The following is a 20,271-nucleotide window of genomic DNA, read 5'->3' on the forward strand; positions in this document are numbered from 1 at the left end:
GACCCAATTTGAAATGGCGCATCAAGCAACCTCTGCATCCATCGGTATTCCCGGTGCCGATACCGCGAAAAGGAAGTTTTCCCTGGATGTATTCCTTGATACTCCCGTCTTGCTCTGGTCCATGTTTTCCAACCTTTCGGGCAGGATCAATTACGGTTGGCTGGCCATGATGTGCGATATGGTTGGCCCGTTGTCTCTTTCCCTCCTGTCAGCGTGTAAGAAAAGAAACAGGGCCGAGATCACATTGCAGATCCATATAGGCATAAAGAGCATGACCCGTGCCAAAGTCCGATCATTTATGAAGAATTCATAACCTTTCGATAATTAAGAGGAATATTGTTTTTTAGCAGAACGCCCGCTAAAAACGTTGACGGCGCTGTTTCGAAACTACCCACCTGCCGAGACAGCCAAAATGCTGATTTTGCGCAGTAGCGATAAAATGCATTGGGATTTAGCGGGTTCTCAAGGCGGGGTGTGAAAATGGATGAATGAACGCAATTTACAAGTCGATATCATCCCGTGCAGGGAAAAAACTCTTATTTCGACAGGAATCCCATCGACCATATGAACCACGCGTAGTCTTCCATTCCACCTCCCGACATGTTTGTCCACATAATACCATAAAATCAACCGCTCACCATCCAACACTCACCATCCAACCGTTGACATACTATAGGGGGGTATGGTATGGTTGAAACCAAGGACTGAGGACCAAGGAACTGCAGAGGGACCATATGGACCATTCAGCACAGATACCAAGGCTCAACCGGATAGAGGGCCAGATCAGGGGGATTACCAGAATGATCCGGGAAGAGCGCTATTGCGTTGATATCCTGACCCAGATCAGGTCAGCGTCAAATGCTTTGGCAAAAGTTCAGGAAAACATTTTCAGGGTCCATCTCGAAGGTTGTGTGAGGGATTCCCTCACTGGAGACGATGCGCGGGACCGGGAGGCCAAGGTCGATGAGATCCTGGATATCCTTTCCAGGTTCCGGTGATCGTCGATTGAAAAGGAGGCACGTAAATGTCATTCGATAACCTTTTAACGCTGCTCATCATCGGCGGATTGGGATTCATGATGTTCAGGGGCGGTGGGTGCTGCGGTTCCCACGGCGGCCACGGCAAGCATGGGGATGACAGTGAGGACTCTGGCGGAAAGACCGGTGCCGACACGAACGGCCAGGATTCGGGAAAGGTCTGAATTCTGTGTTTGATGACGAAAGTTCCTGTTGCTCCCGAAAACGGGATGGAGAGTGGAATATGAAAACCGGGAATAAGGCCATGGAAACAGCAGTCGATCCAATCTGCGGCATGGAAGTTGATGAGAAAACAGCCCTTTCGGCGGAGAAGGACGGCGAGACGTGGTACTTCTGCAGCCCGGGGTGTATGGAGAAGTTTCTGGGTGCAGAAACTTCTCCCGAGGAGTCAGGAGCCAGGAGTCGGCCCTTCGACACAGCTCAGGGTCCCGAGCCTGTCGAGGGAGAGCCGGGTCAAGAGAATGCGGACCCGGAACCCGGAACGCGGACCATGGAACCGGAGACAGACGAGTCGGCCGATGCATGTGAGATTCCCTCACCCGGCGATCGATCCAGACCCATGACGAAGTCTGTCTCTATGGGGATCACCGGGATGCACTGCGCGTCGTGCGCCGCCAACACGGAAAAGGTGCTCAAAAAGCTGGATGGCGTCCAGAGCGCCAGCGTGAACATCGCCTCGGAGGCTGCCACGGTGAAGTTCGATCCGGCCAAAATTGCTATTGCCGATATCGAGAAGGCGGTCACCGATGCCGGGTACACACCCCACCTTAGGGAGGCGCCCGGCCAAAGCGTCACTATCGGCATCACCGGGATGCACTGCGCGTCGTGTGCGTCGACCATCGAAAAAGCTCTGTCGAAACTCGACGGCGTGTCGGAGGCCAGCGTGAACTTCGCCGCCGAATCGGTGATGGTCCGTTTCGATCCCGACAGCGTCTCCTATCCGGCCCTTGAAAAGGCCATCGTCGACGCGGGCTACACACCACATTCCAGGGAGGAGCGTACCGGACACCTTGAACTGAAAGTTATCGGTATGGACAACCCCCACTGCCTGGGTACGGTTAAAGGCGCACTGAACCGTCTGGAAGGGATCACCTCGAAGGAGCTGTTCATCAACGAGAGGGCGAAGATCGACTTCGATCCGGCCGTGACCAGTAAAGAGCAGATATTCCAGACAATACGGGATGCGGGTTATACCCCCGTCGAGGATGCCGCAGGGACCCTCGACAGGGAGAAGGAGGCGAGGGAAAAAGAGATCAGAACCCTCAAATTCAAACTCGTTTTCTCGGCCCTGATGGGCGTCCCGCTGGTTTTTCTGACCATGGGGGCCATGGTGGGCCTTCCCGTACCTCATATCCCCGACAGGTGGGGAGCCCTCCTGCAGTTCCTCCTGGCGACCCCCATCCTCCTGGTCAACTACCAGTTCTACACGCGGGGCATCCTCGCTGTCGTCCGGACGAAAATGGCCACCATGGACACCCTGGTGGCCCTGGGTACAGGCGCCGCGTGGATATACAGTACGGCTATCCTGGCGGCAATCTGGGGCGGGAAGGCCGCCTACTCGGTGGAAAACCTGTACTTCGAGGTTTCCGGGCTCCTTATCGTCTTCATACTGCTTGGCAAGTGGCTCGAGGCAATCGCCAAGGGAAAGACGTCGGAGGCCATCAAGTCGCTTATGGGGCTCCAGGCCAAAACGGCCCTCGTTGTGAGAAATGGCAAGGAGATCGAGGTTCCCATAGAAGAGGTGCGCACCGGTGACGAGGTGCTGGTCAAGCCCGGCCAGAAGATCCCCGTAGATGGCGTTATTATCGACGGCTATTCGGCAGTGGACGAATCCATGCTCACCGGCGAGAGCATCCCGGTTGAAAAGACCACAGGCGACCAGGTCGTGGGCGCCACCATCAACAAAACAGGTTCCTTCAGGTTCAAAGCCACCAGGGTCGGCAAGGACACGGCCCTGGCCCAGATCATCAAGCTTGTGGAAGATGCCCAGGGCTCAAAGGCTCCCATCCAGGCTTTGGCGGATCTCATCTCGGCTTATTTCGTGCCGGTGGTGGTCGTGCTGGCCATCCTTGCCTTCGGTGTCTGGATGCTGGCCGGCCAGAGCTTCATCTTCGCTCTGACCGTTTTCATAGCGGTCCTCATCATCGCCTGCCCGTGCGCCCTGGGGCTGGCGACGCCCACCGCTGTCATGGTTGGCACCGGGCTGGGAGCGAAAAACGGTGTCCTGATCAAGAGCGCCGAGGCTCTTCAGATAGCCCACAAGATCGACACGGTCGTATTCGACAAGACCGGGACCCTGACCAGGGGGGAACCCGAACTGACTGACGTGGTAACTTTCGGTGAATGGGAATCCGACCAGGTGCTCGAACTGGCCGCTTCCCTCGAAAAAAATTCCGAACACCCCCTCGGCGAGTCCATCGTCAACGGCGCCCTGGCCAGGAAGCTGGAGCTGACGCCACCTGTAGACTTTACCTCCATCACCGGAAAAGGAGTGGAGGGCACCGTGAACGGTCGGAAAGTGGTTGTCGGGAACCGCGCCTACTTTGCCGAAATGGGCCTGGATCTGAAAAGCACTGATGAAGCGATGACAGGGCTCGAGGACCAGGGCAAAACAGCAATGATCGTCGGACTGGACGGAGAGATAGCCGGTATCCTGGCCGTAGCCGACACGCTGAAAGAGCACTCCGCGGCTGCGGTCAAAGCGCTGCGGGACATGGGCAAGGAAGTGGTGATGATCACCGGCGACAACAGGCGGACAGCGGTGGCCATCGCCGCCCAGGTGGGGGTTACCAGGGTGTTGTCCGAAGTGCTTCCCCAGGACAAATCGGCGGAGGTAAAAAAACTCCAGAGCGCGGGACTCAGGGTCGCCATGGTCGGGGACGGCATCAACGATGCTCCGGCACTGACACAGGCGGATATAGGCATCGCCATCGGTAGCGGGACCGACGTGGCCATAGAGGCAGGCGACATCGTGCTCATCAGGGACGACATCCGGGACGTGGTCATGGCCATGGACCTGTCCAGTTTCGCGATGCGCAAGATCAAGCAGAACCTGTTCTGGGCCTTTGTCTACAACACTATCGGCATCCCTATCGCCGCCGGAGTGCTTTACCCCTTCACCGGGTTTCTCCTCAGCCCTGTCATCGCGGGGGCGGCCATGGCGTTCAGCTCCGTGTCCGTCGTTTCGAACTCACTGCTGATGCGCAGGTACAGGCGCAGGATATAGAGAATATGATGATCAGGAATATGAGTTTGTTGAATAAAGAGGGATATATCGTCACGAACAACCACGTTGTTGACGGTGCCGACGAGGTCGTTGTTATCCTGAAAGAAGGTGACGAGTACCCGGCGAAGATCATTGGTAAAGATGCTCAAAATGCGGTGAGAATCACTATGGGATCAGTCACGGATGATACCGTAGATATGGAGGTAGTTCCTGCCCTCCCTCAGGATGACGTAGGCTTCCGACAGGACTTCCCAGAGTACGAAAAGGCTGATGGCAGCCGGAAGGACGGGCGCAGAGAACAGGAAAAGTGTGACACCAGCCAGGATCATCAGTGGCAGTGACTGGAGATGACCCAGTTCGTGGAGGATCTGAAGGTGGAGGGAATCCACCTTCGACAACCCGATGCGAAGGATCATGTTAACCAGTTGAGGGTGGGGCGGCATGGGGCCGACGGCGGCCCAGTGGGTACCGTAAAAGCGGAGGGTCAAGGTAAGACCGTACCACGTATGCATCCTTCTGGTCAAAGTGGGCTTCATGAATGCAGGTTACGGAAACTGCCCAGCAAAGGGCAAGGGAAAGATGTTACACGAAAGCCGCCATGAAAAGCCAGTACGGGTGAACCATGTTGCCGAGGACAAGGCTGATAGTGATTATGGTCCCCGCGAAAGCCAGTACGATCCTGTCAATATTCATTTAATTCTTCCTCATAACCTTGATAGGGTCGCAAAAAGTCCAATCCGGGACTTATTGCGAGTCCATCAACCTTTCATCGGACAATTTCACTTCAGTCCAAATTAATTAATCGTTAAATTCTAAAATGCAACGTGGGAGTCAACGAATATCCCAGAGGACAACCGACGTCCGGGATATCACCGGTGTGCGAAAGTCATCCTGGGGACAAAGGCCGGCACACGCCCACGGTAATCCCGATATTCGTCCTTGAACTTCTCCTCGACGTCCTTCTCCTCCCTCGTGGCCAACCTGTGGTACATCACGACAACGAAGGGAAAGAGAATGAGGGTGAGAAGTGTCGGCCACTGGATAAGGAATCCTGTGGCTGCCAGGATGATGCCGCTATACTGGGGATGTCTCATCCGAGCATAGATGCCTGTGGTGACAAGCTCGCCGTCTGAACTGTAGACCTGTTCCCAGCCCCTTGATATCCAGATGATTCCTATGACGATCATCACATTGCTGACGATCATCACCAGGGCCCACCCGTAGAGGATGTCCAGACCAATATAGGTCAAAAGGTAAGCGAGAAGATGCCCATATTTATGGGTCAAAGGGATCTCTATGCCGAACCGGCTCGAAAGGAAGTATATTGTCAAAGGAAACCCGTACATCTCGGTGAACAGCGCAACGATGAAGGTCGCCAGCATGCCCCCGCTTCGTTTTTCCAGTCGGGTCCTTATCGGTATGTACCTGGAGACGAAAAAGAACACCAACAGGACGCTTCCAATGACCAGGGACCAGTGTCCGTACGCGTAATCGGAATTCATCGTTTATCACCTTTCAGTCAGGGTCATCTTTCGCCGTTCACATGGGCAGTCGCCCTGGCCCCCCCTGAAGATGGAGGGACCAGGGCCGCTTCATTATTCATCAATGGGATAGGCGCGGCCGGTCTCCTTTTCGATCAGCAGACGGTTGACCAGCTCCTGGCCTTTTCTGGTCACGATCTCTACCTCGAAGCTGTCACCTTCTTCGGTGACGGTGCCGACGCGAAGGTAAGGGTTACGCCCCAGACTGTGTTCGGCTATTTCCCGAGCCTCTTCGCTCGTTATTTTTCTTTCCTCCGTATCTGTCATTGTGTTGTTTATTTCCTAAGGGCAACGTTGCCCTTCACCCTGACCTGAGCATAACCCGTGCCAGCGATGAACTGAATCTCTTTCGCTTGTGTAAACTACTGAAAAGAAAAGATAATATTGATGTGGTTGATTACATGGACAGCGGCAGGCTGTAACATAATTCCACAGCTGCCGGAGATGGAGTGGATAAGGATGACCCGGCCTTTCGGATCCAAGCCCAAGGCAGCAACAGCTCCAATTTACCTCAAGGAATGCAGTAAATGGGTTGACAATGGGCGACAGGTTGTCTACTATTTTACTAGGAGACAGGGGGCCTTCTCAAAGGGTGGTACTGTCTTTTTTTTGTACATGGTCCTGTGGAGGGGAGTGGGAGTTAATACCATGAGGTCACCCCTTCCGCCTGTCGCTTTGCTGCTGGTAGCATTCATCCTGATGCTGCCGGCCGTTTCATGGGCCCTCTCCGCGTCGCAGGCCACCCTTAACTTCATGTGCCCGTGCGGGACATGCGATGAGGCGCTATCGACCTGCGAGTGTCCTGAATCGGATGGTTTCCGGTCCCAGATCGCCGGTATGGTGGGACGGGGTTATACGGAAGACCAGGTCATACAGGATTTCAGGGGGCGGTTCGGACCTTCGGTACTCATCGCCAACGCGGCCCTGGCACCCAACGCTGTCAAGCGTCCGTTCAACAGGAATATCTTCGGTTACCTGCTGGTGATCGGAGGATTTACACTCGCCGCCTTCACCATCGGGCGGCAAACGGGAAGGTCGCCGGCATCCCAACCCGCCCGCGGCAGATTCTCCGCCGGGCCGCGCAGTAAAAAAGCGTCCGGGAAGAAGGGTAAGGTAAAAAACACAAAATTCCGGGAGGGCGTTGATGACGACCTGCTGGATGATTATACTTCAACATAGGGAAAGAAGGATCGTCCGGGAAGAAGGAGACGTGTCATGGAACCGGTGGAGACTACAGGGAAGAAAGGTTTTTTAAGGCGATTCAGGGAGGGTGTGAGCAAGACCCTCGAAGACCTCAAGGAGGATTCTGTGGCCGGCAACCCCCGCAAACCTGTGGACTGCTGTAATCCGCCGGTACCTCCCAGGAGCGGTCACAACATCAAGGAGTGACGGTTAAGGGACACTATCTCTTCCACTAACGGCCGGCTCACTGCTCGTGTGTGCTTAAGGGGAGAGGCCATCGGGGCCTCTCCCCGCTTTTTCGGGCTCTATTTACAGAACAGCGAGGAAAACCTGTGCAAAGCTCTTCCGGTAACGGCCACTCTCATAGCGGACACGAGGTCAGGCAGGGCAGTGGACACCCTGGCCGCAAAGGGCACCAGAATCACCACGAGCACATGGTGGCCGATTTCAAGCGGCGCTTCAAAGTCTGCATTGTCCTGACGTTCCCTGTCCTGGTTCTTTCCCCCATGATCCAGTCGTTCCTCGGGATCGAGGGGCGGATCACCTTTCCCGGGGATTCACTGACCCTGTTTCTGCTCGCTTCCGTGGTTTACTTTTACGGTGGATGGCCGTTCCTGAAAGGCCTGTTCACTGAGGTCGGGGCACGCCGGCCCGGAATGATGACCCTCATTGCCGTGGCCATCACGGCGGCCTATTTCTACAGCAGCGCAGTGGTCCTCGGACTTCCCGGGAAAGTGTTTTTCTGGGAACTGGTCACCCTCATCGACATCATGCTTCTCGGTCACTGGATCGAGATGCGGTCGGTCATGGGCGCATCCCGCGCCCTGGAGGAGCTGGTGCGGCTCCTGCCCTCGGAGGCCCACCTTGTCGCGGATGACGGTTCCGTCAAGGACGTCCCGGTCGATTCCCTGGTCAAGGGCGACCGGTTCCTGGTCAAGCCGGGCGAAAAGATCCCCACGGACGGGAAGGTCGCTGAAGGGACCACTACGGTGAACGAATCCATGCTCACAGGTGAATCGGTGCCGGTTCACAAGGGGACGGGCGACGCGGTGGTGGGCGGGGCCATCAACAACGAGGGTTCCATCACCGTCACCGTGGAGAAGGTGGGGAAGGAGACCTTCCTCGCACAGGTGGTGACGATGGTCCGTGAGGCCCAGGAGACGAGATCGCGCAGCCAGGACCTGGCCAACCGGGCCGCCTTCTGGCTCACCGTCATCGCCCTTGGCGCGGGTTCCCTGACCCTGATCGTGTGGCTGTTCCTGGGACAGGACCTGGCCTACGCCATGGAGCGCATGGTGACGGTCATGGTCATCACCTGTCCCCACGCGCTCGGGCTTGCCGTCCCCCTTGTCGTGGCCGTTTCCACGTCCCTTGCCGCCACCAGTGGTCTGCTCCTGCGTGATCGCGCCGCTTTTGAGAGGTCACGGCTCATCGACACCGTGGTTTTTGACAAAACCGGAACACTCACGGAAGGCCTTTTCGGGGTCCAGGGGATCGTACCGTCGGGTGGCATCGGCAAGGAGGAGATCCTGCGCCTCGCGTCATCGGTGGAAAACCTGTCCGAGCACCCGATCGCCCGGGGGATCGTTGCCGAGGCGCTCACCCGCGGGATCACCATTCCCCAAGCCGACGATTTTCAGGCGGTCAAGGGAAAAGGTGCCCGGGCCGTGGTGGAAGGGCGGAAGATCATGGTGGCAAGCCCGGGCTACCTGCGGGAAAAGGGCCTCCACTTTGATGAAGGGCCGCTCTCTCCGTACTATTCCGAAGGCCAGACGGTGGTCTTCGTGCTGGAGGAGGACACCCCGCTTGGCGCCATTGCCCTGGGGGACGTCATCAGGACAGAGTCCGTGGAGGCGGTGGAGCGTCTTCACGCCATGGGGATCAGGTGTGTGATGCTCACGGGGGACCACGAGAGGGTGGCTGCGGCCGTGTCCGGGAGCCTGGGGCTGGATGACTATTTCGCGGAGATCCTTCCAGACCAGAAAGCGGCCAGGATCAGGGAACTGATGGATAACGGGTTGAAAGTGGCTATGACCGGCGATGGCGTCAACGACGCTCCCGCCCTGGCAACAGCCGATCTCGGGATCGCCATCGGGGCGGGCACCGACGTTGCCGTGGAAACGGCCGACGTGGTTCTCGTCCGCAGCGACCCCCGTGATGTGGCGGCCATCTTTGAGCTGGCGAGAGCCACCTACCGCAAGATGGTCCAGAACCTGGCCTGGGCGACGGGGTACAATATCATTGCCATTCCCCTGGCGGCGGGTGTGTTGGCTGGACAAGGGATCGTTCTCAGCCCGGCCATGGGCGCCCTTCTCATGTCACTGAGCACCGTTGTCGTGGCGATCAACGCGCGGATGCTGAAGTATTGATGGACTCGCAAAAAGTCCATCAACGCGCCCCGCGCGGGGCGCCCAAATCAATGACTCACTCCGTAAGTCATTGATTTGTAAGGAAAGGGAAAACGATGCTTTTCCCTTTCCGTGGAGCGAAAAGTCCCGGATTGGACTTTTTGCGACTCTATCAAGTATTGAGCCGATGGGAAAATGATGCCACAGGGGAGAGATGCCTGTTGAAGGGTGGAATGTGAGATCCGGAATGGCCTTTTTCACGGTCCGCGCAGGTACTCCTCCACTTCGGACCTGACGAACTCCATGAGAAGGTCTCTCTCGCCTGCGAGCTGCCAGACCTTTTCGATGTTCTTGAACCGGACGTCCCTGCCGCCGCGAACGTCAACCACGATCACCGTGTTGTAGAAAAAATCGTACTCTTGAGTGTAGTGGCCGTTGCCCTCGGCGTCCAGGTCGACGACGTTAAAGACCAGTTTTCCGTCGGCGAGCTGTTCCGGGAAGTGGGTGTTGAGGGTTTCTCCGATGGCTGCTTCCAGTTTGTAGCACTCCTCGCAGCGGAACCGCCTGTGGAACTGGTACACGACGACCCTGTCGGGCCGCCCGGCGGCAGCGGACAGCTCAGCCGGACCGTAAAAGGCGCCCGGAAGGATGCCGGATATCCAGGAAGCCGCGCCAGCAGCCAGGAAAAGGAACAGGAAGGTTGTTTTTTTCAAAGCGGTGGACCTTCTTTCGTATCGGGATGCCGCTTGCTCGCCTTTCCCGGTGTTTGAAACCGGCCCTGGAGATCACAAAAGGGCCTGAACTCACAGGCCCTTTCCCGACCTTAATGATAGGCATCACTCCGGGGAAAGTCAATCCGGGGCACTAAATCCACGTTCGGACAGACTCCTCGACCGATTTCGGGTGTGGATGGCGGTGATCCTGGCTGTCAGTAAAAAAAAGAGCATCCGGATGATCAATACCGGGTGCTCCCTTTTGCCAGGCTGACTGCCTGATCAAACGCTTGACTGGTAGTCAAGGGAAGTTTAATGGAATTGCTGACGAATGTCAGCAGGAAGCTTGCAGCTGAGAACGAAGAACTACTGCAGTCATCGCGAGCCGGTATCCGAGCGAAGCGATCTCAGTAGCGGGATTGCTACATCACGCTTTCGGCGTGATTCGCAATGACATCTGTTTTTTGTATGTAATTGTTTGCTAAGGATTTTCATTCAGGATCGAGTTCACGATCTGGTCCAGGGTGGAAAGAAAACGGGAGCGGGCTTTCCTGTTCATGGGAGGCGGGCCATGCCTGATCTCCCCCATCTGGCGAAGTTCGTCCTTCAGCGCCCGCATGGCCACAGCCTCGCCGATGCCCGCCTCGGTGAACTCTCTCCCCCTGGTGCCCAGGACCCGGGCGCCCGCCTCGACGCATCGGGCCGCCAGGAGGATGTCGCCGGTGATGACGATGTCGCCGGGACCAGCCTGCTCGGCGATCCAGTCGTCGGCGGCGTCGAAGTCACCTTCCACCACCTGGAGAGACACCTGTCCGCCTTCCGGGATGCGCATCCAGCTGTTGGCGACCACGCACACTGGAATGGAGTACCTGGCGGCGACCTTGTAGGTCTCGTTCTTGACGGGGCACGCGTCGGCGTCGATGTAGATAACCATAGAGCTAAGTTCTATGTGCTATGAGCCAAGAATTCAAGTTGAAAGCTGGCAGCTTACAACTGCAATCTAGGAGTCTGTCGGAGAACCTGCCTGTCTGGTTAGACAGGCAGGGCACAGACTCCTAGGGGGCCCTGAAGATCAAGGGCGAGGAACTCGCGGGCCAGATGTTCGCGGTCTACGGAGCCGGGGCCGGGGGGATCGGGGTGACGAGGCAGATCTGCACGGCCCTCGTCGAAGAGGGGCTGACCGAAGAAGAGGCCAGGGAACGGATCTTTCTCCTGGACAGCCGTGGTGTCATATACGCAGGCCGGGATGGCGTGGACGATTACAAAATGCCCTTCGCCAGGAATCCGAATTTTGCAAAGGGCTGGTCCCGCAAATCACACCCGGTGGTTTCCCTCGAGGACCTCGTCAACAACGTTGGGATAACGGTCCTGCTGGGCTTTTCGGGATCTCCGGGCGCCTTCACTGAGGAACTGGTGGGTAAGATGACCGAGCACACATCCCGTCCTGTCATCTTTCCCCTTTCCAACCCTACCAGCAAGGCGGCGGCGAAGAGGCTTGCCGAGCTGGTTTCGGAGGAACGCCTCGATCTCATGTGCGTTTACCCGGCGATCGCGGATCTCAGGTACGTGTGCAAGCAGGTGGCCATCAAAGTGGCCGCCAAGGCCATCGAAAAGGGGGTTGCCAGTGCCCCGGTAGTCCCGGAGAGCCTGGAGGAGGCGGTCTGCACCAAAATGTGAGAGCCTCGGTATGCCAGGATTACGAGGAGTCCGGAGCATCTGGGGTGGGGAAAAGCATCACTGCGCTGTTTATGAATTACAGGGGATCTGCTGACAGCTGACAGCTTCGTGTGTACGTAAAACGTTCATGCGTGGTAGCGAGGTTCTTTCGCACTCACGCACTACGGATGTACGGATTCACGAGCAACTCAGGCCTTGGACCCTGGAATCTTTCCTCTGCTCCTGGCTATCAGCTGTTGGCTGTCAGCCGGGAAGGGGGTATCCTTCCCCCATGCTGTCCCTTCCCCCCGAAATCGCTCCCCACTATTTCGAGGAGTTAATGCGGTTGGCTGTCCAACTGGATGTCACGGTGAGGGTCGAACGCCTCGGCGACGAGGAGACGCCGGTGGAAAGCGGCCTGGCCTGGATCGAAGGGAAGGCGGTTCTCTTCATCGACTCCCGGTTGTCCGACATCGAAAAGGTGGACGCAGCCGCCAGGGAGCTTTCCGTCTTTCCCCTGGAAGGTCTTTACATCAAGCCGGCGGTGAGGAAAATCCTGGAAAACAGGACCATGGAATAGGCGAACAGTGAACGGAAGTCAGGAGCATGGATCACGAAAAGACGTGGATAAAAAATCGGCTTTCAGGTGAAAACTGATTTTTTCGTATGTGCGTGAAGCGTAATCGCGTGGCAGCGAAAGTTCCCTCGCATGTACGCTCTGCGCACGCACGTTCCCGCGAGCATTCTAACCCTCCTCCCTCCTCCCTTCTGCCTCCTGCCTGCTCCCTATAACTTTTTCCACTTCGCTCCCGGCACCAGCATCCCCACCCGCTCCTGGTAGTCCCTGTACTCGTCCCCGAACTCGGCCACCAGCTTCCTTTCCTCGAGGATCGTGCCGATGACGAGGTAGGCGGTGAGGACCAGGTTGGTGACGAGGGTCGCCTTGTCGACCGGTCTTGCCCAGATGATGAGGATGCCACCCGAATACCACGGGTGCCGGACAACCCCCAGTATCCCGGATGTGTCCAGGCCCCCGGTCTCGGTGAGCCCGCCCTTCGATTCGTGTTCGGCCACCTGCCGGACACCCAGGAACTGAAACAGGTCGTAGTGCCTGGCCCCGCCTGCAAAAAGGGCCAGGGCGCTTGCGGCGAGAAGAAACTGGACCGGGCGCCATACGCCTGCCCAGGCGAAGAGCGGTTCACCGTGAAGGGCGCCGGAATAGAGCAGCACCGGGACGAGGGTCACCACCGAGATGCCGTTGAAGGCCAGCCGGTAGTAGCGGTAGCTGTCTCCGAAGCGCACTTTCAGTCCTGCAACCACCGGTCGGGAAATGAGCAGGCTGTGCATGGCGCACCAGGCGGTCCAGAGGATGGCGAGGACAACGTAGGGCATGGGACTTCAATAGCACAGCAGGTGCCGCAGGAGAATAGAGAAGAGATAAGACTGTCATTGCGAATCACGCCATCCGTCTTCGTCACGCAAAAGGCGTGATGAAGCGATCTCGGAGTTCGAGATCGCGTCGCCCGGTTTCCAGCTCGCGATGACACCCTTGAACCTCACCCATTTGACTTTGGACTAATTATCCAGCACCGTGTTACGGTTTTTCGACACGTTGACAGGGGCTGACGTGACAGCTATCAACGCAGTCGTCAAAGGGAGGTCAGCCGGGTTGTCCGAGAACAGGGCAGGAGCCATTCAGGGTTTTTCCGCCTACCTCATCTGGGGATGCTTCCCCCTCTATTTCAAGATGGTCGCCTCGGTCCCGGCCAGGGAGGTCCTGGCTCACAGGATCCTCTGGTCGGCCGTTTTCCTGCTGCTCCTGGTCACCCTCACCGGAAGGGGAAAAAACCTCAGGAAGGTCCTGAGTTCGCCGGGAACCGTGGCCGTCCTGTTTGCCACGACACTGCTCCTCGCCACCAACTGGTACGTTTTCATCAACGCCGTATTCAGGGGAGATGTCCTTGAGTCCAGTCTTGGCTACTTCATCAACCCCCTCGTCAGCGTCCTCCTCGGGTTTGTCTTCCTGAGGGAAAAGCTGTCCACAAGGCAGGTGGTGAGCATCGCCCTCGCCGCGGCGGGTGTTCTGGTGCGGACAGTCATGGTGGGAAAGGTTCCCCTGGTGGCCCTGACCCTGGCTTTCACCTTCGGCCTGTACGGCCTGGTCAGGAAGGCTGTCGGTGTCCAGGCTGTTCCGGGACTCACGGTGGAGATGATCCTCCTGTCGCCCTTCGCCCTGGGCTACCTGGGGTGGCTCATGGCAGGGGGAAACGCTGTCTTCCTGGCCGGCCGGCCGGGGCTCGACGTTCTCCTTGTGCTGGCAGGTGTGGTCACTTCCGTCCCCCTCGTCCTTTACGGCGGAGCCTTGACGCGCCTGAGGCTCTCCACGATGGGGATCATGCAGTACATTGTCCCCACGGGCCACTTCGCCCTGGCGGTGCTTGCCTTCGGTGAGCCGTTCACCGCAGCCCACCTGGTAAGCTTTGCCTTCATCTGGGCTGCCCTGGGTCTTTACATCTCGGAATCCTTCGGCGAGATGCGCCCGGTGACGCAGGCAGCCGGGCAGAGCTGATTTGCTCGTATGTGAGTGAAGCGTGAGGGCGTGGTGCGTAAAGTTTTTCGCGTTTACGCTTTACCCACGTACGCATTTACGAGAAACACAACACTGGCTATATGGTCAGCGTTGTGTTAGAAGAACATGCCCGCTAGGCCTTTGGAGCAAGGGAATCAGCCCCGCCCCCAGGCCGCTCGGATGGGTCACACCGCAAAAAAGAGTCCTGCAAGGTACCAGTAGACGCTCCAACCTTCCGGTTCCCTGTCGCCTCCCTGTTGCCGATCTCGTCCGACGAGCATAACTGTGTCCGCTCCCAAGGTGCGGCCCCCATGGCCGTGGCCTCGAGGTCGAGGACTGATAAAGGAATGCAATGAACAACTGTACTTTCGATGAACTGAACCTCATGGAACCGATCCTCCGTGCCGTACGCGCGGAAGGATACACAAGGCCTACGCCCATCCAGGAGGCGGCTATTCCCCACCTCCTCGAGGGCCGTGATCTCATGGGGGGCGCCCAGACCGGCACAGGCAAGACCGCTGCCTTCGGGCTCCCCATTCTCCAGCACCTGGCAACTTCCATGATCAACCCCGGCCCAAAGGGGGCCAGGGCCCTCATCCTGACACCTACCCGTGAACTGGCCGCGCAGATCGAGGAAAGCCTGAGGACATACGGCCGTTTCCTGAAGCTCCGTCAGGCCCTGGTCTTCGGAGGCGTGGGGCAATACCCGCAGGTCAGCGCCATGGCCAGAGGGGTGGACATTCTCGTGGCGACGCCCGGCCGCCTTCTGGACCTGATGGAACAGGGGCACATCCGTCTGGACCGTCTCGAGGTGTTCGTCCTTGACGAAGCGGACCGGATGCTCGATATGGGTTTTATCCACGACGTCAGACGGGTCATCGCCTGCCTGCCTCCCAGACGCCAGTCCCTCTTCTTCTCGGCCACCCTGGCTCCTGAGGTCGTGAAACTGGCCCACAGCATGCTGACGAACCCGGTCAAGGTGGAGGTAAACCCTCCCGCCACGACGGTAGAGCGGGTCGACCAGAAGGTGATGTTCGTTTCCAGGCCGGATAAACGGAAGCTCCTGGCCCATATCCTCAAGGACCCTGCGGTGAGCCGGGTGCTGGTGTTTACCAGGACCAAGCACGGTGCCAACAAGGTGGTCCAGCAGCTGGCGCAGAACGGGATCGAGGCCGAGGCCATACACGGCAACAAGTCCCAGACCAGTCGAACCAGGGCCATGGAAAACTTCCGGCGGGGGCGGACGAGGGTCCTGGTGGCCACCGACATCGCCGCCAGGGGTATCGACGTGGAGGGCATTTCCCACGTCATCAACTTTGACCTGCCCAACATCCCTGACAGTTACGTTCACCGTATCGGGCGCACGGCCCGGGCCGGTGCCGACGGGATCGCTATCTCCTTTTGCGAGGAGAGCGAGCGCCCCTTCCTGAAGAATATCGAACGTCTTATCAGGGCAACGGTCCCGGTTATGAAGGGACACCCGTGGCACAGCGCACGGGCCTGAATGTCAAGTTGATGGACTTTTTGCGAGTCCATCAGATATCCGCCTGAGATCGGCTGTTAACAGAGGGAGGTGACATGGCTAGATCACCCTACAAGCACGCGAAACGTCAGAAAGAGTTGGCCAAGAAGAAAAAACAGGAGGATAAGCGCCAGCGCAAGCAGGATAAGAAAGTTGACGGCGAGGAAACGCTCCTGGATGGCTCCGTTGAATCTCCTGAACGGGATGCTTCCGCTGAAACTTCTGATGAGGTAGTAGAAGAAATATAAGGTTTTATCAAGGAGAGTGCACATGTGCACAGGTGCGCCAGTGCACTGATCTTCCAGCAATTTTCCCCTTGCTTTTGCCAGTCAATGGGCGTAATGTCCCTTTCGCCGGTGGGGATTGTCCCCCGGTATATTTGGAAAATGTAGTGCGGAAAAGCTTCATGGAGAACGTTCAACGGCCCTGAGCTTCAAGCTTCAGGGTTTTTTGCTTGGATGAACCGGAATAAGCTGATCCCAAAGCTACAAAGAAAAAGGAGAAGTAAAATGGCAGAAGGAACAGTGAAGTGGTTCAGCGATTCCAAAGGTTTCGGTTTCATCGAGCAGGCTGACGGCCCGGATGTATTCGTACATTTTTCGGCCATCACGGGTGAGGGTTTCAAGACCCTCAACGAAGGCCAGCGTGTGACCTTCGAAGTCTCGGACGGTCCCAAGGGCCCCCAGGCTTCCAACGTCCAGGGTGCGTAAGCCTTTAAGCTGACGACCTCAAAAGCCCCGCCGGCGATATCGCCGGCGGGGCTTTTTTAATTCAGCCGGAAGTTCACAGTCCACTGTAAACTGTAAACTGTAAACTTCCCCCCCCTTGAATTCGGTGGGGATAACCGTTTACACTGATACCTTCTCAGCGGGGGGAAATCATCGACAAGAACTTCACCATGCTGCCTTCGGGTGGTTTTGCGTTTCAGGAGGAGAGAATGCAACGATGGCCCATAGCAGCGATAGCAGCCGGCCTCACCCTGATGGCAACTGTCCCGGCCGCTGCCCAGTCCCTGCCGTCGAGGCAGATCCCCGCGAGCGTCGTGCAGATCTTCGCCCAGGTCAACTTGCCGGAACCGGACGCACCGTGGACAGGTGTTGGTATCGAGTCCATTACCGGCTCCGGGGTGATCATCGATGGGCGGAGGATCCTCACCGCTGCCCACGTCCTGGAAGACGCCGTGAGTGTCGAAGTCAAAAGGCCAGGGCTTCCCCGGCGGTACGTCGCCACGGTGGACCGGTTCGGCCACGAGTGCGATCTGGCCCTTCTCACAGTGGATGATCCGGCCTTTTTCGAGGGGACCGTTCCTGTTCCCGTGGGGCAGACGCCGGGGGTGGAAGACGAGGTCAGGGTCTACGGCTACCCGGTCGGCGGGGAGGCTCTGTCGGTCACCTCGGGGATCGTCTCCAGGGCCGAGATCTCCTGGTACAGCCACTCCATGCGGCAGCTTCTTCTCCTGCAGGTGGATGCGGCCATCAACCAGGGAAACAGCGGGGGACCCGCCATCTGGCAGGGCGCCCTGGCCGGCATCGCCATGCAGCTCCTCGAGGGGGCCCAGAACGTGGGTTACATTATCCCGGCAGAGGTCGTTGGCCATTTCCTTAAGGATATCGGGAAGGAGGACCGTTTCGACGGTTTCCCCACTCTGGGCGTTCAGGTCCAGCCCCTGGTCAATGAGGCGTTGCGTGCCGAATACGGACTTGACAGGAAAACCGACGGCGCGCTGGTCACAGCGGTAAATCATGGGGGTACCGTTTCAGGCTATCTCGAGCCGGGCGACGTCATCACCGCCGTCGACGGGGTCCCTGTCGCGGAAGATCTCACCGTCCCGGTCGAACGTCTCGGGCGCCTGAAATTCGATTATATCATCCAGTCCAAACAGGTGGGCGACGAGGTCGCCCTCGATTTCATGCGTTCAGGGAATAAGATGCGTAAAACGGTCCGGCTGAAAAATGAACCCACCCTGGTACCTGGTACCCGCCACGTTACCCTGAACAGCTACTTTGTTTTCGGAGGGTTCGTCTTTCAGCCCCTCACCCTGGAGTACATTTTCCTGTACGACGACGGTGACGGCTGGATACCCGGGGACCTTTCTGTCTATGGCCTGGTCCGCAACTACCGGACTCCGGAAAGGTCCCAGGTCATCGTGCTGACCTCCGTCCTTCCGGCTCCCCTCAACAGGGGATACCAGGACTACGTGGACGAGGTGGTGGCGTCCGTGGACGGTAAGCTGCCACGGGACATGGAAGATCTGGTCAGGATCGTCAATAATGCGCGTGGGCCGCGGCTGAAAGTGACCACCGAAACCGGTGCAGTGCTGGTCCTGGATCTTGAAAGGGCCCGGGCCGAGCAAAGCGGGATCCTGAAGCTTCACCGGATCCCCTCCGGATGCTCAGTGGACCTGGAAAGATGATGGGATCCTTGCGAGGTTAACAAGTGCCCGGTTGATCGCTTTCGGTCGGCGGCGGTCGAATTTCCCGAGGAGGTTTGTATGACCACAGTTAAAAGCGTCACATTTACGTGTCCATGCTGCGGACAGGACTTTACCTCTCACTATTGCCCTACGACCAACAGCCTGGGACCGACTACCACCGATTTTTTCGACATGGCTGCGGGGGAGCAGCCTATCCACTACAAGGTTCACACTTGCACCCACTGCGGTTTTTCCTGCGAGGAGATGGAGAAAGGCGAGCTGAGCAGGCAGGTGAAGAAGTTCGTCCGCGATAACATCACTCCCAAGTTGACCGGTGACGAGATCCCTTCGTGGACGAAGTTCGAGTTCCTGGCCCTCATCGACGAAAATGTCGGGTCCGATCCCTATTCTCTGGGGATGATCTACCTGCACGCTGCATGGTGCGCCTACGATCAGAAACAGACAGAGGCGGAAGCCCGTTTCCGGAAAAAGGCGATCCGGTACCTCGAGAAGGCCTTTACACCCGAGACTCTGGACCGGGATCTCCTTTATCTGATCCCTTACCTCGTTGCCGAACAGTACCGGCGAACAGGGGAGGAGGAGTCAGCCCTTCAGTGGTACGGATACATCATCGCGATGGAGGAAGAGCATCCCGACAAGGTTTTTTTCGTCTCGATGGCGGTCCAGCAGAGCACCGATCCCAAGGAACTCATGGGGGAGGTGATGTACCAATAAAAGCGGCCGATCGGCCGCTTTTATTGGGTACTAGCAGCGTGTCGGAAAACCCTGACACGCTGCGTAAAAGTTTGTCGGAACGACTTTTCTATCGCTTTTTGCCTTCGAATCAACAGGTGATAAAGTTGCGGGTGAAGATTGCAAGTTATTGTTAACACAATGTATTATATAAAATACTGGACCAAGATCACATCTTCCGACAAAATATATCCAGGAGTCTGTGCCCTGCCTGTCTAACCAGACAGGCAGGTTCTCCGACAGACTCCTGGATACTGCTCTTCCCTATCCCTTTCCAAGATCTCTTATCGTGTTGACGAGTCTCTCCACCCGTGCCGCACAGGCCATGCAATCGGCCGCCCTGTCGTGGGTGAGGCTGTTGAGCATGGCGGGTCCGCAGGCCCGGTTGATGAGCATATCCTCGAGGAATGCGATCTGCTCCCGGCTGAAGCTGGGAGCGGCGGCGTTAAGCAGTGCTGATCTTTCCGGGAATCGGGTAGCCATATGCCACCTCCTCAGTCTGCCCCTCCGTAATTCTGGCTGCCTTTGAAAGTTTATACGTATGAAAAGGTGAAAAGTTTACATTTTTGGTCCATCATGGGGTAAACACGGGGACGCGGAGGAAATAATTGTATTTAAGATCCGAGGATCGAGATTGCCTGGTAATAGGGAACTCTTCGTTTTGAAACCGGTGCCCGGTAAAACCACCCTGGCATACAGATGTTTCAGGAGTGCTTGAAATGCTTAAAAGATATCTGATAATGGTGGCGATCCTCTTCCTGTCGATAGTCGTCACGGCTTGTTCCAGCCCTCCGCCTGACGACCTTTTCACCGATCAGGTCCGCAAGATGGCGGCCCTGGACCGCGGTTTGGGTTTTAAGGAGGAGATCACAGCCATCACCGTGGTGGATCGTATCGAGCATCCGGAGCAGTACGAGATCCAGGTCCGGGTCGAAGGGTGGGCCGTTCATCCTGATCTGACCATCGGGGCGACCCTGCCGGCGTCAAAAGAGAAACGTGATTCGTGGGCGATGTGGACATTCTTCTGCCGGGAAAAAGAGGATGAGACCTGGTTCGTTCAGGACAAGTACAAAGTAGATGAAGGCTTTAAATAGGGCCATATAACGGCTGGCCAATTCGTAAGTGAGTGAAGCGTGATTGCGTGGTAGCGTCAAGTCTCTCGTTTAAACACTTTACGCATATACGCACGTACGAACCAGCCAGACCCTCAACCCTCAACCCTAGAACCATACCCCTAGCCCGCATTATTCATGATGCAAATGAGATGTCAGCTAACTGTGTGGCAATTAAAGATAAATGGGAATGGCACTA

Annotated in this window: 22 protein-coding genes and 2 pseudogenes; 16 read left to right on the forward strand and 8 right to left on the reverse strand. The window is 57.2% G+C overall.

The window, feature by feature from the left end:
* The 4 genes from P1S46_05915 to P1S46_05930 form a co-directional block, all read left to right on the forward strand.
* Positions 1–313: hypothetical protein (locus tag P1S46_05915; protein MDF1536027.1), on the forward strand; the 313-nt coding region annotated here is incomplete at its 5' end.
* 421 nt (positions 314–734) lie between these two features.
* Positions 735–998, forward strand: a complete 264-nt coding sequence (locus P1S46_05920) for a metal-sensitive transcriptional regulator (GenBank protein ID MDF1536028.1) — start codon at positions 735–737, stop codon at positions 996–998.
* Between the two features lie 26 nt (positions 999–1,024).
* Positions 1,025–1,201, forward strand: coding sequence for a hypothetical protein (locus P1S46_05925; protein ID MDF1536029.1), 177 nt, complete (start codon positions 1,025–1,027; stop codon positions 1,199–1,201).
* Between the two features lie 59 nt (positions 1,202–1,260).
* Positions 1,261–4,263, forward strand: a complete 3,003-nt coding sequence (locus tag P1S46_05930) for a heavy metal translocating P-type ATPase (GenBank protein ID MDF1536030.1) — start codon at positions 1,261–1,263, stop codon at positions 4,261–4,263.
* Between the two features lie 173 nt (positions 4,264–4,436).
* On the opposite strand, the gene P1S46_05935 is transcribed toward P1S46_05930, so the two are convergent.
* The 4 genes and pseudogenes from P1S46_05935 to P1S46_05950 all read right to left on the reverse strand — a co-directional run bounded on the left by P1S46_05935 (position 4,437) and on the right by P1S46_05950 (position 6,071).
* Positions 4,437–4,787 (reverse strand): hypothetical protein, encoded by a 351-nt coding sequence (locus P1S46_05935; protein MDF1536031.1) that lies wholly within the window; start codon positions 4,785–4,787, stop codon positions 4,437–4,439.
* Positions 4,788–4,851: 64 nt separating this feature from the next.
* Positions 4,852–4,956, reverse strand: a pseudogene (locus P1S46_05940) (DUF2892 domain-containing protein).
* 176 nt (positions 4,957–5,132) lie between these two features.
* On the reverse strand, positions 5,133–5,765 hold the full coding sequence (locus P1S46_05945) for an isoprenylcysteine carboxylmethyltransferase family protein (GenBank protein MDF1536032.1): 633 nt from the start codon (positions 5,763–5,765) through the stop codon (positions 5,133–5,135).
* A 93-nt stretch (positions 5,766–5,858) separates the two neighbouring features.
* On the reverse strand, positions 5,859–6,071 hold the full coding sequence (locus P1S46_05950; GenBank protein MDF1536033.1) for a hypothetical protein: 213 nt from the start codon (positions 6,069–6,071) through the stop codon (positions 5,859–5,861).
* A 381-nt stretch (positions 6,072–6,452) separates the two neighbouring features.
* Between P1S46_05950 and P1S46_05955 the strand changes: the two genes are divergently transcribed.
* From P1S46_05955 to P1S46_05965, 3 genes are all read left to right on the forward strand, one after another.
* The gene (locus P1S46_05955; GenBank protein MDF1536034.1) at positions 6,453–6,983 is read left to right on the forward strand and encodes a hypothetical protein; all 531 of its coding nucleotides are present in this window, start codon (positions 6,453–6,455) and stop codon (positions 6,981–6,983) included.
* Positions 6,984–7,019: 36 nt separating this feature from the next.
* Positions 7,020–7,193, forward strand: a complete 174-nt coding sequence (locus tag P1S46_05960) for a hypothetical protein (GenBank protein ID MDF1536035.1) — start codon at positions 7,020–7,022, stop codon at positions 7,191–7,193.
* A gap of 227 nt (positions 7,194–7,420) precedes the next feature.
* Positions 7,421–9,355 (forward strand): copper-translocating P-type ATPase, encoded by a 1,935-nt coding sequence (locus P1S46_05965; protein ID MDF1536036.1) that lies wholly within the window; start codon positions 7,421–7,423, stop codon positions 9,353–9,355.
* A gap of 236 nt (positions 9,356–9,591) precedes the next feature.
* Here P1S46_05965 and P1S46_05970 read toward each other — a convergent pair whose 3' ends face one another.
* A complete protein-coding gene (locus P1S46_05970; protein MDF1536037.1) occupies positions 9,592–10,047 on the reverse strand; it encodes a nitrophenyl compound nitroreductase subunit ArsF family protein in 456 nt (151 codons plus the stop codon).
* Positions 10,048–10,528: 481 nt separating this feature from the next.
* The gene (locus tag P1S46_05975) at positions 10,529–10,981 is read right to left on the reverse strand and encodes a YaiI/YqxD family protein (protein ID MDF1536038.1); all 453 of its coding nucleotides are present in this window, start codon (positions 10,979–10,981) and stop codon (positions 10,529–10,531) included.
* Between the two features lie 137 nt (positions 10,982–11,118).
* On the opposite strand from P1S46_05975, the gene P1S46_05980 reads away from it, so the two are divergent.
* On the forward strand, positions 11,119–11,724 hold the full coding sequence (locus tag P1S46_05980) for a hypothetical protein (GenBank protein ID MDF1536039.1): 606 nt from the start codon (positions 11,119–11,121) through the stop codon (positions 11,722–11,724).
* A 271-nt stretch (positions 11,725–11,995) separates the two neighbouring features.
* Positions 11,996–12,283 carry a hypothetical protein gene (locus P1S46_05985; protein ID MDF1536040.1) on the forward strand — a complete coding sequence of 96 codons (288 nt, stop codon included), beginning with the start codon at positions 11,996–11,998 and terminating at the stop codon, positions 12,281–12,283.
* A gap of 206 nt (positions 12,284–12,489) precedes the next feature.
* Here P1S46_05985 and P1S46_05990 read toward each other — a convergent pair whose 3' ends face one another.
* Entirely contained in the window at positions 12,490–13,095 is a 606-nt protein-coding gene (locus P1S46_05990) for an isoprenylcysteine carboxylmethyltransferase family protein (protein ID MDF1536041.1), read from the reverse strand.
* 277 nt (positions 13,096–13,372) lie between these two features.
* Here P1S46_05990 and rarD point away from each other — a divergent pair, with 277 nt between their 5' ends.
* From rarD to P1S46_06020, 6 genes and pseudogenes are all read left to right on the forward strand, one after another.
* Positions 13,373–14,272, forward strand: coding sequence for an EamA family transporter RarD (gene rarD, locus P1S46_05995; GenBank protein MDF1536042.1), 900 nt, complete (start codon positions 13,373–13,375; stop codon positions 14,270–14,272).
* Positions 14,273–14,624: 352 nt separating this feature from the next.
* A pseudogene (locus tag P1S46_06000) lies at positions 14,625–15,764 on the forward strand (DEAD/DEAH box helicase).
* An 86-nt stretch (positions 15,765–15,850) separates the two neighbouring features.
* Positions 15,851–16,042: a hypothetical protein gene (locus tag P1S46_06005; GenBank protein ID MDF1536043.1), complete on the forward strand. Its 192-nt coding sequence runs from the start codon at positions 15,851–15,853 to the stop codon at positions 16,040–16,042.
* 261 nt (positions 16,043–16,303) lie between these two features.
* A complete protein-coding gene (locus P1S46_06010; protein MDF1536044.1) occupies positions 16,304–16,504 on the forward strand; it encodes a cold-shock protein in 201 nt (66 codons plus the stop codon).
* A gap of 227 nt (positions 16,505–16,731) precedes the next feature.
* Positions 16,732–18,207: a trypsin-like peptidase domain-containing protein gene (locus P1S46_06015; GenBank protein ID MDF1536045.1), complete on the forward strand. Its 1,476-nt coding sequence runs from the start codon at positions 16,732–16,734 to the stop codon at positions 18,205–18,207.
* 78 nt (positions 18,208–18,285) lie between these two features.
* On the forward strand, positions 18,286–18,942 hold the full coding sequence (locus tag P1S46_06020; GenBank protein ID MDF1536046.1) for a DUF2225 domain-containing protein: 657 nt from the start codon (positions 18,286–18,288) through the stop codon (positions 18,940–18,942).
* Positions 18,943–19,224: 282 nt separating this feature from the next.
* On the opposite strand, the gene P1S46_06025 is transcribed toward P1S46_06020, so the two are convergent.
* Complete coding sequence (locus P1S46_06025; protein MDF1536047.1) at positions 19,225–19,443, reverse strand: hypothetical protein; 219 nt, start codon at positions 19,441–19,443, stop codon at positions 19,225–19,227.
* A 236-nt stretch (positions 19,444–19,679) separates the two neighbouring features.
* Here P1S46_06025 and P1S46_06030 point away from each other — a divergent pair, with 236 nt between their 5' ends.
* Complete coding sequence (locus P1S46_06030) at positions 19,680–20,054, forward strand: hypothetical protein (GenBank protein MDF1536048.1); 375 nt, start codon at positions 19,680–19,682, stop codon at positions 20,052–20,054.
* The last annotated feature ends 217 nt before the right edge of the window (positions 20,055–20,271 follow it).

This window comes from bacterium (assembly GCA_029210545.1).
In the GTDB taxonomy this organism is placed as follows: Bacteria; BMS3Abin14; BMS3Abin14; order BMS3Abin14; family BMS3Abin14; genus JARGFV01.

Excerpts from the sequence above, each read along its gene's own strand:
- P1S46_05955 (MDF1536034.1), top strand. The coding sequence starts at position 6,453 with ATGAGGTCACCCCTTCCGCCTGTCGCTTTGCTGCTGGTAGCATTCATC.
- P1S46_06005 (MDF1536043.1), top strand. The coding sequence starts at position 15,851 with ATGGCTAGATCACCCTACAAGCACGCGAAACGTCAGAAAGAGTTGGCC.
- P1S46_05945 (MDF1536032.1), bottom strand. The coding sequence starts at position 5,765 with ATGAATTCCGATTACGCGTACGGACACTGGTCCCTGGTCATTGGAAGC.
- P1S46_05960 (MDF1536035.1), top strand. The coding sequence starts at position 7,020 with ATGGAACCGGTGGAGACTACAGGGAAGAAAGGTTTTTTAAGGCGATTC.
- P1S46_06020 (MDF1536046.1), top strand. The coding sequence starts at position 18,286 with ATGACCACAGTTAAAAGCGTCACATTTACGTGTCCATGCTGCGGACAG.
- P1S46_05925 (MDF1536029.1), top strand. The coding sequence starts at position 1,025 with ATGTCATTCGATAACCTTTTAACGCTGCTCATCATCGGCGGATTGGGA.
- P1S46_06015 (MDF1536045.1), top strand. The coding sequence starts at position 16,732 with ATGCAACGATGGCCCATAGCAGCGATAGCAGCCGGCCTCACCCTGATG.
- P1S46_06030 (MDF1536048.1), top strand. The coding sequence starts at position 19,680 with ATGCTTAAAAGATATCTGATAATGGTGGCGATCCTCTTCCTGTCGATA.
- P1S46_05930 (MDF1536030.1), top strand. The coding sequence starts at position 1,261 with ATGAAAACCGGGAATAAGGCCATGGAAACAGCAGTCGATCCAATCTGC.
- P1S46_05975 (MDF1536038.1), bottom strand. The coding sequence starts at position 10,981 with ATGGTTATCTACATCGACGCCGACGCGTGCCCCGTCAAGAACGAGACC.
- P1S46_05950 (MDF1536033.1), bottom strand. The coding sequence starts at position 6,071 with ATGACAGATACGGAGGAAAGAAAAATAACGAGCGAAGAGGCTCGGGAA.
- P1S46_06010 (MDF1536044.1), top strand. The coding sequence starts at position 16,304 with ATGGCAGAAGGAACAGTGAAGTGGTTCAGCGATTCCAAAGGTTTCGGT.
- P1S46_06025 (MDF1536047.1), bottom strand. The coding sequence starts at position 19,443 with ATGGCTACCCGATTCCCGGAAAGATCAGCACTGCTTAACGCCGCCGCT.
- P1S46_05965 (MDF1536036.1), top strand. The coding sequence starts at position 7,421 with ATGGTGGCCGATTTCAAGCGGCGCTTCAAAGTCTGCATTGTCCTGACG.
- P1S46_05990 (MDF1536041.1), bottom strand. The coding sequence starts at position 13,095 with ATGCCCTACGTTGTCCTCGCCATCCTCTGGACCGCCTGGTGCGCCATG.
- P1S46_05920 (MDF1536028.1), top strand. The coding sequence starts at position 735 with ATGGACCATTCAGCACAGATACCAAGGCTCAACCGGATAGAGGGCCAG.
- P1S46_05985 (MDF1536040.1), top strand. The coding sequence starts at position 11,996 with ATGCTGTCCCTTCCCCCCGAAATCGCTCCCCACTATTTCGAGGAGTTA.